This window comes from Labrys wisconsinensis, assembly GCF_030814995.1.
GTDB lineage: Bacteria > Pseudomonadota > Alphaproteobacteria > Rhizobiales > Labraceae > Labrys > Labrys wisconsinensis.
This window is the reverse complement of record NZ_JAUSVX010000021.1, coordinates 91,484-106,417: the sequence shown is the minus strand read 5'-3', so window position 1 is coordinate 106,417 and position 14,934 is coordinate 91,484. Positions and strand designations below refer to the sequence as shown.

14 protein-coding genes are annotated in these 14,934 nt (G+C 69.2%); 4 read left to right on the top strand and 10 right to left on the bottom strand.

The window, feature by feature from the left end:
- Position 1 precedes the first annotated feature (1 nt).
- The 3 genes from QO011_RS36430 to QO011_RS36420 all read right to left on the bottom strand — a co-directional run bounded on the left by QO011_RS36430 (position 2) and on the right by QO011_RS36420 (position 3,970).
- Complete coding sequence (locus tag QO011_RS36430) at positions 2–1,102, bottom strand: ABC transporter ATP-binding protein (protein ID WP_307283639.1); 1,101 nt, start codon at positions 1,100–1,102, stop codon at positions 2–4.
- Between the two features lie 14 nt (positions 1,103–1,116).
- A complete protein-coding gene (locus tag QO011_RS36425; RefSeq protein ID WP_307283637.1) occupies positions 1,117–2,754 on the bottom strand; it encodes an ABC transporter permease subunit in 1,638 nt (545 codons plus the stop codon).
- A 106-nt stretch (positions 2,755–2,860) separates the two neighbouring features.
- Positions 2,861–3,970 carry an extracellular solute-binding protein gene (locus QO011_RS36420; protein WP_307283635.1) on the bottom strand — a complete coding sequence of 370 codons (1,110 nt, stop codon included), beginning with the start codon at positions 3,968–3,970 and terminating at the stop codon, positions 2,861–2,863.
- Positions 3,971–4,243: 273 nt separating this feature from the next.
- Here QO011_RS36420 and QO011_RS36415 point away from each other — a divergent pair, with 273 nt between their 5' ends.
- Positions 4,244–5,044: an IclR family transcriptional regulator gene (locus QO011_RS36415; RefSeq protein WP_307283634.1), complete on the top strand. Its 801-nt coding sequence runs from the start codon at positions 4,244–4,246 to the stop codon at positions 5,042–5,044.
- Between the two features lie 183 nt (positions 5,045–5,227).
- Here the strand turns inward: QO011_RS36415 and QO011_RS36410 are convergent, their stop codons facing one another.
- On the bottom strand, positions 5,228–5,647 hold the full coding sequence (locus tag QO011_RS36410) for a VOC family protein (RefSeq protein WP_307283632.1): 420 nt from the start codon (positions 5,645–5,647) through the stop codon (positions 5,228–5,230).
- A 23-nt stretch (positions 5,648–5,670) separates the two neighbouring features.
- Complete coding sequence (locus tag QO011_RS36405) at positions 5,671–6,150, bottom strand: DMT family transporter (protein ID WP_307283629.1); 480 nt, start codon at positions 6,148–6,150, stop codon at positions 5,671–5,673.
- An 81-nt stretch (positions 6,151–6,231) separates the two neighbouring features.
- Here QO011_RS36405 and QO011_RS36400 point away from each other — a divergent pair, with 81 nt between their 5' ends.
- The gene (locus QO011_RS36400) at positions 6,232–7,152 is read left to right on the top strand and encodes a LysR family transcriptional regulator (RefSeq protein WP_307283627.1); all 921 of its coding nucleotides are present in this window, start codon (positions 6,232–6,234) and stop codon (positions 7,150–7,152) included.
- A gap of 9 nt (positions 7,153–7,161) precedes the next feature.
- Here QO011_RS36400 and QO011_RS36395 read toward each other — a convergent pair whose 3' ends face one another.
- Positions 7,162–7,605, bottom strand: a complete 444-nt coding sequence (locus QO011_RS36395) for an Lrp/AsnC family transcriptional regulator (protein ID WP_307283624.1) — start codon at positions 7,603–7,605, stop codon at positions 7,162–7,164.
- 130 nt (positions 7,606–7,735) lie between these two features.
- On the opposite strand from QO011_RS36395, the gene QO011_RS36390 reads away from it, so the two are divergent.
- Positions 7,736–8,734 carry a DMT family transporter gene (locus tag QO011_RS36390; protein ID WP_307283619.1) on the top strand — a complete coding sequence of 333 codons (999 nt, stop codon included), beginning with the start codon at positions 7,736–7,738 and terminating at the stop codon, positions 8,732–8,734.
- A 67-nt stretch (positions 8,735–8,801) separates the two neighbouring features.
- Here the strand turns inward: QO011_RS36390 and QO011_RS36385 are convergent, their stop codons facing one another.
- The 4 genes from QO011_RS36385 to QO011_RS36370 form a co-directional block, all read right to left on the bottom strand.
- Positions 8,802–9,518: an ROK family protein gene (locus QO011_RS36385; protein ID WP_307283615.1), complete on the bottom strand. Its 717-nt coding sequence runs from the start codon at positions 9,516–9,518 to the stop codon at positions 8,802–8,804.
- Between the two features lie 39 nt (positions 9,519–9,557).
- Complete coding sequence (gene zwf / locus QO011_RS36380; RefSeq protein ID WP_307283612.1) at positions 9,558–10,934, bottom strand: glucose-6-phosphate dehydrogenase; 1,377 nt, start codon at positions 10,932–10,934, stop codon at positions 9,558–9,560.
- Between the two features lie 56 nt (positions 10,935–10,990).
- Entirely contained in the window at positions 10,991–13,438 is a 2,448-nt protein-coding gene (locus QO011_RS36375; protein ID WP_370882063.1) for a glucan 1,4-alpha-glucosidase, read from the bottom strand.
- A gap of 206 nt (positions 13,439–13,644) precedes the next feature.
- A complete protein-coding gene (locus tag QO011_RS36370; protein WP_307283607.1) occupies positions 13,645–13,848 on the bottom strand; it encodes a hypothetical protein in 204 nt (67 codons plus the stop codon).
- 105 nt (positions 13,849–13,953) lie between these two features.
- Between QO011_RS36370 and gcvA the strand changes: the two genes are divergently transcribed.
- Positions 13,954–14,913, top strand: coding sequence for a transcriptional regulator GcvA (gene gcvA / locus QO011_RS36365; RefSeq protein WP_307283605.1), 960 nt, complete (start codon positions 13,954–13,956; stop codon positions 14,911–14,913).
- The last annotated feature ends 21 nt before the right edge of the window (positions 14,914–14,934 follow it).

Below are 14,934 nucleotides of genomic sequence, written 5' to 3'. Positions count from 1 at the left end.
CCTACTCTCTGAACACCATGACGTGACCGGTATCGAAGGTGACGGGGACCTCGTCGCCCTCCGTGATGGGCGGAGGTTCGCCGCGGCCCTCGGCCCGCATGACGACGCCCGACGGCAGCACATAGTCGATGCGGTGCCAGCTCCCGCCGAAGATCACGGCGCGGACCATCGCCGGCACGTCGTTGCAGGCGACGGCCGGCTCGGATCGGCGCAGGCGCAGATGTTCCGGCCGCACCGCGCAGGTCACCCGCTCTCCCGGCGGGAAGCCCGGCATGTCGGACAGGATGGGGCCGAGCGCCGTCTCGACCACGGTCCTGCCGCCCTCGACGCCGCGAACCGTGCCGGCTACGCAGTTCAGTTCGCCGACGAAGCGGGCGACCATCAGGTCGACGGGGCGGGTGTAGAGCTCGGACGGCGGCGCCATCTGGCGGATCGCGCCGTTGTGCATGACGGCGACCTGCGTCGACATCGTGAACGCCTCTTCCTGGTCGTGGGTGACGTAGATCATCGTGATGCCGCTGCGGCGCTGCAGGCCGCGCAGCTCCACCGCGAGCTGCTGGCGCAATTGCCGGTCGAGCGCTCCCAGCGGCTCGTCGAGAAGCAGCATGCCGGGCCGGAACACGATGGCCCTGGCCAGCGCGACGCGCTGCTGCTGGCCGCCGGAGAGCTGGCCGGGATAGCGGCCGGCAAGTCCGGACAGCCCGACGAGATCGAGCGCCTCCGTCACGCGGCGAGTCGTTTCGGCGCGGTCGATCCCGCGCACGGCGAGGGAGAAGGCGACGTTCTCGGCCACGGTCAGATGGGGAAACAGGGCGTAGTTCTGGAAGACGAAGCCGATGTCGCGGCGCTCCGGCGCGAGGTGGGTGATGTCGCGCCCGCCAAGGGCGATCCGGCCGGAGGACGGCGTGATCAGCCCGCCGATGATCCTGAGCAGGGTCGTCTTGCCCGACCCGCTGGCGCCGAGCAGCGTCAGGAACTCGCCGGCGCCGATCTCCGTGCTGATCGCGTCGAGGACCCGCATCGTCCCGTAGGCGTGGCTGATGTTCTCGATGACGAGGGCGCTTCCGGCGACGCGCGCCGCCTGCGGGAGTGTGGTGTCCACGAGGCCGATGCTCCTCAATAGCCGGCGGCGAGGCGGCGCTTGCGCGCGGCGGAGACGAGGCCGAATCCGAGGGCGCCGATCAGCACCACCGCCATCAGCATCGTCGACACGGCCGCGACCGTCGGCGTGACCTCGGTCTGGATGTGATTGAAGATGTGGACCGGCAATGTCGTGCGGCCGGTCGACATGAACAGCGCGATCACCGGCTCGTCCCATGAGGTGACGAACGAGAAGATCGCCGCCACGCCGAGGCTGGGCGCGATCAGCCGCGCCGTCACGGCCGTGAAGGCATGGCGCGGCGAGGCGCCGAGCGTCCTTGCCGCCTGCTCGAGCTCCGTGCCGATCGAGCGCAGCGCATTCGTGGCGATCATCACGGTGATCGGCAGGGCCAGCAGAGTATGGCCGGCGACATAGCCGGCGAGGCTTCCCGCCAGGTGCAGGCGGTTGGCGAAGTCGAACAGGGCGACCGCCATCAGGATGACGGGAACGACCAGGGGAGCCAGGAACAGCGCCGAGATCAGCGCCTTGCCCGGCATATGGCCCCGGACGAGCCCGATCGCGGTCAGGAGCCCCAGCGAGGTCGCGGCGAGAGAGGTGAGCAGCGCCACCTGCAGGCTCAGCCAGGCCGAGGTCAGCCAGTCGCGGTCGCCGAAGAAGCGTGCGTACCAGCGCCCGGAAAAGCCGGACGGCGGAAACGCCAGATAGGTCGTCGGCGTGAACGACAGGAAGACGACGATCACCAGCGGCGCCAGCAGGAAGATGAACACGCAGACCGTGACCAGCAGGCCGACGACCACCGGCCAGGTGAAGCGCAGGCCTTCGACGCGCGACGTGCCCTTCTGGCTGCCCACCCCGACGACCGACAGCTCGTTGGAGGCGAAAAGCCGGTTGGCGCCGAAGAAGATGGCCAGGGTCAGCACGAGCAGCACCGTTCCCATGGCGCTGGCCGGTCCCCATTGGGCGATGTTGACCTGCTGCTGGATGTAGGTGGCGACCGTGAGGTCGGAGCCGCCGCCGAGAATGGCCGGCGTCAGGAAGAAGCCGAGGCTGATCACGAAGACCATGGTCGAGCCGACGAAGACGCCCGATCGGGTGAGCGGCACGAAGACCCGGCGCAGCGCCTGCACCATGCCTGCCCCCAGGGTGCGGGCGGCGTTGATCAGCTCGTTGTCGATGGTGAGCATGCTCGCATAGAGGACCGCGATCATGTACGGCAGGAGGTAGTAGACCATGCCGATCACCGTCGCGGTCGTCGTGTACATCAGGCCGAGCGGCGGCAGGATCTGGGTGAAGGCGAAGAGCCTGACGAGGATCGACGTCCAGAACGGGAACAGCGCCAGCAGCAGCAGCCGGCCGCCCCAGCCGCCCGAAAGCCGCGACAGGAAGAAGCAGGCGGGATAGGCGAGGATCAAGGTGACCAGCGTGGCGATCGCGGCCACGGCGAAGGTGTTCTCCAGGATGATCCGGTAGAGCGGATCATGGATGAGCTCGGCATAGTTCGCGAGGCTGAGCCGCGGCGCGGCGTAGGACAGGCGGCCGTCCGGATCGAGGCCGCGCAGCAGCACGCCGGCCAGCGGAACGATGAAGGTCGCCGAAAGGAAGGCCAGCCCGGGCAGGACCAGCAGAGCCGTCTTGTTCGGTTTTCCCGGCATGATCCCTCGATCGCCTCCCGACCGGTCGCGGACCGACGGAGGCGTCATCGCATTCCAGTCGTGGGGAGGACGGACCGGGGCGGCTCGCCGCCGGTCCGACGAGCGCCTATTGCGGAAGGTTGCCGCTCACCACCCAGCTGTTGAACTGCTTGAGGATGCTATCGATGGCGTCGGTATAGTATTTGTCGGCTTCCCGGATGGCGGTCCTGGTGTTGTCGCCGGCAAGCACCCACGGCTTGATGTCGTCGGGAATGGCGACCTGCTCCTTCATCGGCATCAGGACATATCCTGTCTGCGCGACGAACTTCTCCTGCGCCGCCTTGTTCTCGATCATCATCTTCAGGAAAGCTTGCGCCGCCTTCTCGTTCCGCACGCCCTTCGGAATCGCGACCGGCGTATAGTCCCAGATCGCGTGGCCCCAGGCGATGGCGAAGGGACTGTCGTTGGCGCGGATGGTCTCCGAGATCGGGCCGTTCCACACCAGCGCGATGTCGCAGGCGCCGGACACCAGTTGCTGCACGCCCTGTGAACCGCTGCTCCACCAGACGATGTCGTCGCGGATCCGGTTCAGCGACGCGAAGGCGCGCCTGGTGTCGAGCGGGTAGAGCTTGTCGGCCGGAACGCCGTCGGCCAGCAGCGCAGCTTCCATCGTGCCGCCGAACTGCGGGTACTTGTAGAGGCAGCGCTTGCCCGGGAAGGCCTTGGTGTCGAAGACATCCTCGATGGCCTCTGGATGCTTGCCCGAGAGCGGCCATTTCCCGGTGTTCCAGGCGATCACGGCGGCATAGGGGTAGCCGTAGATCGCATAGGCGTCGTAGCCGTCCGGCTCGAGCCGGTCGAGCGGCACGATCTTCGGGTCGATCTTCAGCAGGAGGTCGGCGCGCTGGGCCAGGATCAGGTCGCTCATGGTCGAGAACGCCACGATCTGCCACGGCACGTTGCCGCTCTGCTGCGCGGCTTCCAGCTTGGCGATGCCGCAGCAGAAGGCGTCGAACGACATCGTGACGCCGGTCTTCTCGGCGAAATCGGCGCCGATCGTGTCCATGATGCCGCCCTTGAGCGTGCCGCTGTGGCCGGCGCCGTTGAACAGGAAATCCTCGCCGGAATAGCCGCTGTAGACATCGTCCTGCGCCCTCGCCGTCGATGTGGAGGCGAGGATGGCGCCGCCCATCATCAGGACGCCGACAAGGCTCGAAATGAGCTTGCTCTTCGTCATGGTTCCCTCTGGTCGCAAACGGCGTCGAGGCGGCCGCTCGGCCGCCGGCCTCAGCCGGGTTTCGGACAAACCGGGCGCGCTTGTTCAGACATTGTGGTCACGCCCTGTCCCTCTCATATTCGATCTACCCATATTGTGCAACGATGATAATAAATCGACATGCGATATGCATGCATTGATAATTCGGTTTGACAGTCCCCTTTCAATGCGCCTCTTAGGGGGCGTGAATCGTCTCAGGAGTGGCGAGGGATGCCGAAGTCGGAAACGGTGGGGATGCCCGAGGAGTCGCAGGCGAGCTCACCCTTGTTCAACCACTCCCTGGCCAAGGCGCTCGTGATCCTGGAGTCGTTCGGCCTCGACCGGCGAGCGATGAACCTGCCCGAGCTGGCCGCCACGACCGGCATCGGCAAGAGCGCGGTGCAGAGGCTGACCTTCACGCTGGAGAGCCTCGGCTACCTCAGGAAGGATCTCTATTCGAAGAAATACTCGCTGACGCCGAAAGCACTCGAAATCGGCATGCGCTACACCACCACCAGCGGCCTGATCGAGAGCGCCAATCCCTACCTTCTCGACCTCAACATCAAGTGCGGCGAGACCGTCAACCTGTCGGAGCCGGACGGCCTCGACATGGTGTTCGTGGCCAGCTTTCCCGGCCGCTTCCAGATCTCGGTGCAACTGCCGATAGGAGGCCGCTACCCCATGTACTGCACCGCGGCCGGCCGCGCCTATCTGTCCGGCCTGGCGAAGCCGGCCGCCGACGCGCTGCTGCAACGCTCGACGATCCGCGGCTACACGCCCGCCACCGTGATGGATCGCGATGAGATCATCGGCCTGGTGGACACGGCGCGCCAGACCGGCTTCGCCTATGCCAAGGGTGAGTTCTATCGCGGCGACATCAACATCGCCGCGCCGGTGTTCGGCATGGAGGGCACCGCGGTCGCAGCCGTCGGCGTCTCCGTGCCGGTCACCCGCTGGAGCTTCGAGGACGCCTGCGACCGCATCGCGCCGCAGGTCACCGAGGTCGCGCAAGCCATCTCGTCCTTGTCGGCGCCCAAGCGGCCGGCAGGAAGCTGAAGGAGGCGCGTCCGACGTGCGGAGGCTGCGATCGATTGCCCGGCCGGGCGCGACGAGCCCGCCGGGACGCCGCTCAGGGCAGCCCTGGAGCAAGGCCATGTTTCCGCCCGAACGCGCTTTGCTCCGGGGATGTCCGGACGGGCGGCTGCGTCGGATGCGGGCGCCCGCCCTCCGCTTCGCCCGTCAGCCCTTCGTCGCGCGCGCCTCCAGGGCCCGCCAGTCGGCGTTCTGCAGCACCACCCGGTATCCGTCCGGGTCCTCGAAGGTGACGCCGTTGACGTCCCAATAAGCGTTGAACGAGGGCATCGGCGCGTAGCCGTGCCGCTTCATCCGCGCCACCGCCGCCTCCCACTGCCCGCGGTCCGGCAGGTAGAAGACGACGAGATTGTCCTGCGTCGGGGCGCGGCCGGCATCGTGCCCGTGCGCATGGGTGAACTCGAAATGATGAGCCTCGCCGCGATGGCCGAGCATGATGCCGTCGAATCCGTCATGGTCCGCGAAGCGGTGGAGCTCCTCGAGGCCGAGCCCGTCGCGGTAGAAGCGGGCGACGGCCGCCAGGTCGTTGGTCGGGCGGGCGACGCGCAGGACGGCATGGGGTTGCATGGGAAATCTCCTTGTCGACATCATCATCGCGCCTGCGCGGCCGGAGTGCCGGCAAGCTGGACCAGCACCACGCCGCCGACGATCAACCCGATGCCGGCGAGGCGGGCCGCGCCAACCGGCTTTTCGGGAAAGCCCATCAGCCCGAAATGGTCGATCGCCGCCGAAACCAGCATCTGGCCGGCGATCACGGCGACGATGAAGCCGGCGGCGCCGAGCCGCGGGGCCAGCAGCAGCGCCGCCGTAATGTAGAGCACGCCGGCCGCGCCGCCGATCCAGATCCACCACGGCCCCTTCAGAGTTTCGGCCAGGGTCGGGGTGGGGATTCGAAAGGCGACCATCACGGGGATGATCACTGCCACGCTCACGCCCAGCGAGACGAGCGCAGCCCAGAGCGGATGACCGAGCAGGCGGCCGAGCGCGGCATTCGCGCCGGCCTGGAACGGGACCACGGCTCCGGCCAGCAGGGCCGCGGCGAGCAGGGAGAGAGGACCGGCGTTCGGCATGGGGACATCTCGGCAGGGGTGACGGGCACCGAGCTACTGCATTCGGGCCGGCTATGGAAATTCTCATCCATCACATGCAACATGCATGAAATGAATAATCTCGGCGCCGTCGACCTCAACCTGCTCGTCGTCCTCGACGCCCTCCTGGCCGAGCGCCATGTCACGCGGGCTGCGGTGCGGCTGAACCGGAGCCAGCCGGCCGTCAGTCACGCGCTGGCGCGGCTGCGCCACCTCTTCGGCGATCCCCTGCTGGTGCGCCGCTCCGGCCGGCTGGAGCCGACCGCCCGCGCCCTGGAGATCGCGCCGCAGCTCGCCGGCGCGCTGGAGCGCATGCGCCGGGTGCTCGGGCCCTCCGCCTTCGACCCGGCCGAGGAGCGCCGGACATTCCGCCTCGCCATGTCGGACTATGGCGCGGCCGTGGTCCTGCCGGGCCTGGTGCGCATGCTGCGGAGGCAGGCCCCGGCCATCGACCTGGTGGTGAGCCAGGCGAGCCGCGAGGTCATGGTCTCGCAGGTGATCGACGGCGAGATCGACCTGGCATTCGGCGTCTTCCCCGGCCCGGTCGACGGCGTGCGCGCCCAGACGCTGTTCGAGGAGAGCTTCGCCTGCCTCGCCGACGCCGCCAGCCTCGCGGCCCTCCCGTCGCTGGACCTCCCGGCCTATCTCGCCCGCCCGCACGCGCTGGTGGCGCTCCGGGCCGACGTCGACAGCGAGATCGACGCGGCGCTCGCCGCGGCGGGCCACCGGCGCCGGGTCTGCATCGTCCTTCCGCACTGGGGCATCGCGCCGGACCTGATCCGCGGCACCGACCTCGTCCTCACCGCGGCACGGCGCATCCTGCCGCATCCCGCATCGGCCGCCGGCCTCCGCCGGTTCGAGCCGCCCTTCGCCATCCCGACCTTTGCCTTTCGCCAGATCTGGCACAGGCGCCGCGACGGCGACGCGGGCCACCGCTGGCTGCGGCAACGGGTCATGGCGGCGACCGGGTCGGATCCCCCCTGAGGCGCCGGGTCAGGCGGGCCCGAGCGGCGGCAGGCGCCGGCGCACCGGCTGGCTCTTGACGATGGCGGTGTTGGTCTCGGCCTTGTCGATGATGCGGTCGAGGATGCCGTCGAGCTGGTCGATGGAGCGCAGGTGCAGCCGGCCGATGAAGCAGTCGTCGCCCGTCACCTTGTCGCATTCGGAGAATTCCGGGATCTCCTCGATCAGCTTCTGGACGATGTGCAGCTTGCCCGGCAACGGCCGGATGCGGACGATCGCCTGCAGGCCGTAGCCGATCGCCGCCGGATCGAGGTCGACGGTGAAGCCGCGGATCACGCCGCGCTCCTCCAGGCGCTTCAGCCGCTCGGAGGCGCTGGGCGAGGACAGGCCGACGCGCTGCGCCAGCGCCTTCAGGGAGATGCGGGCATCCTCCGCCAGGATTTCGACGATGCGGCGGTCCAGGTCGTCGAGCATGATCGTTCTCAGGCAAGACAGGGTATTCGGCTCAGATCGGAAGGTGATGATCGCCTTCGTCCTTACGCAAGCCATATCATGCCGGCACAGCGCCGCCTATGCTTCGGCCGTCCATGCGGAAGAGGCGGCGATGACGGAGAAGCTGCGCGGCACGGCCGAGATGACGACGGCCATGGCGATCTCGGGCACGATCGGCTGGTTCGTGGTGGTCTCGGGCCAGCCGGTGACGGACGTGGTGTTCTGGCGCTGCGTGTTCGGCGCGGCGACGCTCCTGGTCGTCTGCGCCGCCATGGGCCTGATCCGCCGCGACGCCCTCACCGGCCGGCAGCTCGCCGTCGCCGTCGTCGGCGGCATCGCCATCGTCGCCAACTGGCTGCTCCTGTTCGCCGCCTATCCCCGCGCCTCGATCGCCGTCACCACGGTCGTCTACAACACCCAACCCTTCATGCTGGTCGGCCTCGGCGCGCTCTTCTTCGCCGAGACGATCACCGCCACCAAGCTCGGCTGGCTCGCCGTCGCCTTCACCGGCATGCTGGCGATCGTGGCGGCCGTGCCCCACGCCGGCACGCCGGGCACCGACTATCTCGCCGGCATCCTTCTCGCCCTCGGCGCCGCCTTCTTCTATGCCGTGGCGGCCATCGCCGCCAAGCTGCTGAAGGGCGTGCGGCCGCACCTGATCGCCCTGGTGCAGGTGCTGATCGGCAGCCTCCTGCTCGCCCCGCTCGCCGACCTCCGCCACCTGCCCGCCGATGCCGGCACCTGGGCCCTGCTCGGCGCCATCGGCATCGTCCACACCGGCCTCGTCTACATCCTGCTCTACGGCGCGATCCAGCGGCTGCCGACCAACCTGACCGGGGCGCTGTCCTTCATCTATCCGCTGGTCGCCGTGCTGGTCGACGTCCTCGCCTTCGGCCACCGCCTGCAGCCCCTCCAGCTCGCCGGCGGCGTCGCCATCCTCCTCGCCGCCGCCGGCATGACGCTCGGCTGGCCGCTATGGCGGCGCGAGGGCCATGGCAGGTGCGTCGCAGAACCCCTCTCCCAACGGGAGAGGGGCAGGGGTGAGGGGTTAGACGGCGGCCGGAGAGGGCTTCGGCATCCCGCCAGTGAAAAGGATTCGGCAATCTGCTGAGGCGTTTAGACCCTCACCCCTGCCCCTCTCCCGGAGGGAGAGGGATTTTCCAGCCTCACGCCCCTCCTCAGAACCTCAATTTCTCGTCCTGCCACAGGCGGAAGCCGCCGGCGAAGGCGAATTCGTTGCCGCCGCGCTCGCTGCCGGGCGGCAGGTCTTCGAGGAGCTCGACATTGCCGCCGCCGATGACGACGTAGTCCGGCTCCAGCGCCGCCTTCAGGCGCTCGACCACGTCGAACACGGACTCGCGCCACTTCTTCTTGCCGCGCCGCTCCAGGCCGGCGACGCCGACATAGTCCTCGTAGCTGCGGCCCTTCTTGTAGGGCAGGTGCGCCAGCTCCATCGGCAGGGCGACTCCGTCGGCGATCATCGCGGCGCCGAGCCCGGTGCCGAGGCCAAGGAACAGCATGCGGCCGTCCCTGTAGCTGCCGACCGCCTGCATCAAGGCGTCGTTGACGATCTTGACCGGCGCGCCGAAGGCCTTGGCATAGTCGAAGCCGACCCAGCCCTTGCCGAGATTGGCCGGCTCGGCCAGCGGCCGGTTGTGCAGCACCGGACCGGGATAGCCGATCGAGACCACGTTGAAGGCAAGGCCTTGTGCCAGGCCGCGCACCGCCGCGACCATGCCCGCAGCCGTCATGTCGGGGCCGGAGGCGGCGACGCGCTTCTCCTCCTCCCGGTTGGTGCGGATCTTGACGTGACTGCCGCCGACATCGACCGCGAGAACGGTCAGGTCCGCGGGGTTGGGCACCGCTTTCAAGGTCGTCGTTGTCGCCTTCGCCATGGGCTCTCCCCTCCGTCCCCGCCCCTCCCCTTCCTGTTTTCAGACTGCCGGATCGACCCAGCCCTGCGGCGGCCGGAAGTTGTCGATCGCCTCGGCCGGGCCCCACTCGCCGGGCTTGTAGGGATGGACCGGCGGCGGCGCCGCGAGCACCGGGTCGAAGATCCGCCAGGCGATCTCGCTGGCATCCTGGCGGGTGAACAGCGTGGCGTCGCCGGCGATGGCGTCGCCGATCAGGCGCTCATAGGGCTCGAGGTCGCCCTTGCCGTCGTCGACGGCCGTGAGCTCGACCGGCTCGCCCACCAGGCCCTCGCCCGGCGCCTTGCGCCGCGAGCCGACGGCGATGACCACCTGCGGGTTGAAGCGGAAGCGCAGATAGTTGGTCGGCAGGGACGGCCCCTCCCCGAACAGGTCGAGCGGCGGGCGGCGCAGCCTCACCACCACCTCGGTCGCGTGCACCGGCAGGTTCTTGCCGGCGCGGATGTAGAAGGGCACGCCCTCCCAGCGCCAGGAATCGATGTAGAGGCGCAGCGCCGCGAAGGTTTCCACGGTCGAGGCCGGCGCGACGCCCTGGATCTGGCGGTAGCCCTCGACCTGTCCCCGCACCAGGTCGTCGGCCGTGAGCGGCCGGATCGCCTTCAGCACCTTGACCTTCTCTTCCAGCAGGTCCTCGCTGAGATGGCCGGAGGGCGGCTCCATGGCCAGCAGCACCAGCACGTTGAGCAGGTGGTTCTGGATCACGTCGCGGATGGTGCCGACCTCGTCGTAGAAGCGCCCGCGGCCCTCCACGCCGAAATCCTCGGCCATGGTGATCTGCACGCTCTCGACATAGGTCCGGTTCCAGATCGGCTCGAGATAGGCGTTGGCGAAACGGAAATAGAGCAGGTTCTGGATCGCTTCCTTGCCGACGTAGTGGTCGATGCGGAAGATCGCCTTCTCCTCGAAGGCCAGATGCAGCATCCGGTTGAGCCAGCGCGCCGAGGAAAGATCGTGGCCGAAGGGCTTTTCGATCATCAGCCGCGCCCCGTCGGCGCAGCCGGACTGCTCCAGGCCCTGCACCACGGTTTCGAACATGCTCGGCGGCACCGCGAGATAGTGCAGCGGATGGCTGGCCGCGCCGAGGGCGGCCTTCAGCTTGGCGAAGGTGGCGCCGTTGCGGTAGTCGCCGCTGACATAGCGCAGAAGGCCGGCGAGCTTGGCGAAGCGCTCCTCGTCGACCGTGCCGACCGCGGCGGCGATGCCGTCATGCGCCCGCGCCTGCAGCTTGGCGAGGTCCCAGTCGTCGAAGGCGACGCCGATCACCGGAATGTCGAGCGTGCCGTGCTCGATCATGGTGTAGAGGGCGGGGAAGATCTTCTTGTGGGCGAGATCCCCGGTCGCGCCGAACAGCACGAAGGCGTCCGATTTCGTCTCAGTCATGGCAACGCCTGCGCAGCTCTGCGGGAACGGCACTATTGCAACCCGAGGCGGGCTTGTCACGGGGCAACGATCGCCACGGCGAAATCCGCGCCCTCCCACCGCTCCGCCTGCGGCCACCAGAAGGTGAAGACGATGCGGCTGCCGGCGGCAGCGGCCGCTGTCGGCAGGTCGAGCACATGCAGGCCGAAGGGAGCCGGCGCGGTGTCGCTGTCACGGGTGTCCAGCCAGCCGTCGAGGCTCCAATGCACCCGCGCCGGCGCGTCCAGCTGCAGGCGCAGCGTCTTGCCGGCGGGAATGACGCCGAGCTTGGCGTTGAAGCGCCAGATCCGCAGCGGCGAGCCGGTCCTGGCCTTCTGATAGCGCTCGACGCCCTGGGGCGGCATGTCGAACACCGCCCCGTCGCGCAGCGAGCGCAGGAGCTTGATATGCTCGGCATGGGCCCAGACCAGCGGCATGGCGCTGCCGGCGGGCCGGCCGAAGACCAGCTCGCGCTCGGGGATGTCGGGCTGGTCCCAGCTCTGCTCGGGCAGCAGGCCGCCCGGCGCGGCGCTGGCCTCGAAGGTCGCCAGCAGGCGCTGGGCCGCGTCGAGGCGGCCGGCGGCGATCTCGTAATGGGCGCGCTCGCCGGCGAACAGCGGCCAGGCCCGGCCGATGCCGGTGCCGTCGAAGGGCGAGCCGTCGGCCTTCTCGCCATAGCCGTCGCCGGTGTAGCGATACCAGAGCGGCCCCTGCGGCAGCTCGACCTTGAGCAGCCCGTCGATCACCTTGACCGTGTCGACCATGCGCGGGTCGTCGGCGGCGCGCAGGCCGAAGCGCACCAGGGCGAGGGCGTCGGGGCTGACCACGGCCGCCGCCGGCCGGCTGTCCTCGCCCGGCGGCCGGTTCTTGATCGGCACGAAGCCGGCGAGCGGCGAGGCGGCGTCGGCCGTGTCGGGCGGGGCGATCCTGACGTAATAGCCGCTCACCCCGAACTTGCGGGCGATCTCGGTATCGGTGACGAAGGTCCAGCGTTCGATCTGCTCGTTCCAGCAATCGGCGACCTCGCGCACCAGGCGGGCGGCATCGCCCTTGCCCAGCGCCGCGAGCAGATCGCCGGCGGCGAGCAGCGCCGCCACCTCCACCGCCAGGGTGAAGGTGGAATAGCCGGGGTCCTCCTCCCAGCGGTCCTCACCGGTCACCGGGCCGTTCCGGACGATGAAGCCGGCGGCGCGCTCGATCATCGTGGCGATCGAGGCGAGCCCCGCCGCATCGATCGCGCCCTCGCGGCGCAGCGCGTCGGCCAGCAGGATGGGGAAGGCGCATTCGTCCATCTGCAGCCCCGGCCAGTAGGCGGTGCCGTCGAGCCAGGCGTTCTGCGGCCAATGGCCGTCCTCTTCCTGGATGGCGACGAGATAGGCGAGGATCGACTCGGCGTCCTCGACCGCCCCTGCCGCCAGGAAGCCGCCGGCGGTCTCGACCAGGTCGCGCGGCCAGACCAGGTGATAGCCGCCGAGATCCTCGTCGCCCTTCTCGAAGCCCCAGGGGATGGAGAGGCTCGCCACCGCCGGCCCGCGGAAGGAGTGCGGCCGATGGGTCGCGAGCACCGCGGTGCTGACGCGGTAGGGGCTGAGCCCGTCGGGCGGAGACGGGGGCCCGAGCGGGATCAGGCTGTCCTGCCAGTGCCGCCAGCCGGCGACATAGGCGGCCCGGGCCGGCTCGAAGCCGCGCTGCAGGCTGGCCAGCGCCCGGTACCCCGCCTCCTCCGGCTTCATGCCGAAGGCGAGGGAGAGGAGGAAGCCGCCGTCTCCCTCGAGGGCGACCTCGCCGGCCATGGCGACATTGCCGTCCGGCGCGGCGCGCAGGGCGGGATCGAGCCGGCCGCCATCCTGGAGCTGCCGCCAGCCGTCGGAGGCGCCGACATAGCCGACGCTGAGGCAGCGCCACGGCTTGTCGCAGGCGAGCGCCAGCGAGGTGCCGTCGCGCCCCTGCGCGAACAGCATCGGCACGCCCTTGTAGTCGCCGACCCAGGCGCTGTTGCCCATGCCGGCATTGACCAGATGCGGCGCCAGCAGGGCATGGACATGGTAGTCGGCGAGACTGCCGCGCAGCGGCACGAAGCGGATGTCCTGCAGCACCGCATCGTGGTCGGGATCGACCAGCACCGACTTCTCGATGCGGACGGCGCCGTCGCGCGCCGTGTTGGTCAGGACATAGGCCGGCACGCCCTCCCGCAGGGTGGCGACCACATGGTCGGCGTCGCGCTTCTCTTCGAAGAAATAGCCGTCCGTGCCGGTGACGATCAGGCCGAGGTCGCGCGTGCAGGCCATGTCGATGCGCGGATAATAGACCTCGTTGAGGATGCCGTGGCTGAGGGTGAACCAGACCCGGCTCGCCTTGGTCAGCGCCGTGCCGACGCCGGACTTGGCGCTGGAGGTCCAGCGCGCCGGCAGCCCGGGGGCGCCGGGCGCGACGCCGTTCGTGTCGGAGCTCTCCAAGGCACCCTCCCCGCTGGGACATCCGGACATTGCCGGACCGTTGCGCCTATCAAGCGCGCGCCGGGTGCGTTTGTCACGCGATGGTGGCCCGCGCGCGGCGTCGGTGGTGCGCTTGAGTCAAAGCCGCAACGCTGGCGAAAGACAAGGCCTGCCGTCCACAAAAAACCGCCGGAACCTGGGTTCCGGCGGCGGCGGGACAGGTGGAAGAGCGCAGGGAACGGCGCGGTGCCCCGGCCTCAAGGTTGACGGCGGAGAAAGACGTTGAGGACGATATGGCCGCTGGACAGCACGGCCGGCGACAGCGCGGCGGTCAGCTCGGCGTCGGCCTGCGTCTGGAAGCGGCCCGGCCATCCGCGCCGGCGCGGATGGCTGGTGGGACCGACGGCGCCGGCGAAAGCGGCGGCAGGGAAGGCGTAAGCGAGGATTGAGACGATCGACATTGTTGATGGACCTCCGTGGAGGTGCTCCTTGTTTCTCCATAATTTCAATGATTTGCCCACAATGATCAATGGCGCTATCATGTTTGAATCGACAACAAAAGCTTGATGATCGCCATGCCCAAGGCCAATCACGGACTGGGCGCGCTCTGGACCTTCTCGGTGGCGGCGCGCCATCTCAGCTTCGCCCGGGCGGCCGACGAGCTCGACGTCACCGCCGCGGCCGTCAGCAACCAGATCCGGGCCTTCGAGCAGCGCCTCGGCACCCGCCTGTTCTGGCGCACCAGCCGCACCATGGGCCTGACCAATGCCGGCAAGGCGCTCCATGCCGCGACGGAGATGCCGCTGCGCAGCATCGACGCGGCGCTCGCCGCCGCCGTCCGGGCCAGCCAGGCGGAGACGCTGACCGTGACCGCCAGCGCCTCGTTCGCGGCGAAGTGGCTGGTCCCCCGCCTGTCGCGCTTCCGCGAGCGGGTCCAGGGCGTGGACATCCGCATCGACATCTCCGACCACCCCGCCGACTTCGCCCGCGGCGAGGCCGATGTCGGCGTGCGCTTCGGCAATGGCGACTATCCCGGCCTGCGCGCCGACCCGCTCTTCGCCGAATCGGTGTTCCCGATCTGCAGCCCGGCGCTGCTGCACGGCCCGGCGCCGCTGCGCGAGCCCAACGACCTCGTCCACCACACGCTGATCCATCTGGACTGGCACGCCCAGGACGACATGTGGCCGGACTGGCGCATGTGGCTGCTGGCGGCGAAGGCGGACAAGCCCGACCCGGCCCGAGGCATCTATTTCAGCCAGCATTCCCTGGCGCTGCAGGCGGCGGTCGACGGCCAGGGCATCGCCCTCGGCAACACCAGCCTGGTCGGCGACGACCTCGCCGCCGGCCGCCTGGTGCGGCCTTTCGACCTCTCGCTGAAGATCGCGCCGCGATTCCGCTACTACGTCGTCTGCCTCAAGAGCCATGCCGAGCGCCCGCTGATCCGGGCGTTCCGCGAGTGGATGCAGGAGGCGAGCGGCGTGTCCGAATCCGACGGGCGCGGAGGAGCCGACGCCGATCTTGCGTGAGCGCGTCGGCGGTTGAAGCAA

Coding starts and splice junctions, on each gene's coding strand:
- QO011_RS36425 (WP_307283637.1), bottom strand. CDS start 2,754: ATGCCGGGAAAACCGAACAAGACGGCTCTGCTGGTCCTGCCCGGGCTG.
- QO011_RS36420 (WP_307283635.1), bottom strand. CDS start 3,970: ATGACGAAGAGCAAGCTCATTTCGAGCCTTGTCGGCGTCCTGATGATG.
- QO011_RS36415 (WP_307283634.1), top strand. CDS start 4,244: ATGCCCGAGGAGTCGCAGGCGAGCTCACCCTTGTTCAACCACTCCCTG.
- QO011_RS36410 (WP_307283632.1), bottom strand. CDS start 5,647: ATGCAACCCCATGCCGTCCTGCGCGTCGCCCGCCCGACCAACGACCTG.
- QO011_RS36405 (WP_307283629.1), bottom strand. CDS start 6,150: ATGCCGAACGCCGGTCCTCTCTCCCTGCTCGCCGCGGCCCTGCTGGCC.
- QO011_RS36400 (WP_307283627.1), top strand. CDS start 6,232: ATGCATGAAATGAATAATCTCGGCGCCGTCGACCTCAACCTGCTCGTC.
- QO011_RS36395 (WP_307283624.1), bottom strand. CDS start 7,605: ATGCTCGACGACCTGGACCGCCGCATCGTCGAAATCCTGGCGGAGGAT.
- QO011_RS36390 (WP_307283619.1), top strand. CDS start 7,736: ATGACGGAGAAGCTGCGCGGCACGGCCGAGATGACGACGGCCATGGCG.
- QO011_RS36385 (WP_307283615.1), bottom strand. CDS start 9,518: ATGGCGAAGGCGACAACGACGACCTTGAAAGCGGTGCCCAACCCCGCG.
- zwf (WP_307283612.1), bottom strand. CDS start 10,934: ATGACTGAGACGAAATCGGACGCCTTCGTGCTGTTCGGCGCGACCGGG.
- QO011_RS36375 (WP_370882063.1), bottom strand. CDS start 13,438: ATGTCCGGATGTCCCAGCGGGGAGGGTGCCTTGGAGAGCTCCGACACG.
- QO011_RS36370 (WP_307283607.1), bottom strand. CDS start 13,848: ATGTCGATCGTCTCAATCCTCGCTTACGCCTTCCCTGCCGCCGCTTTC.
- gcvA (WP_307283605.1), top strand. CDS start 13,954: ATGATCGCCATGCCCAAGGCCAATCACGGACTGGGCGCGCTCTGGACC.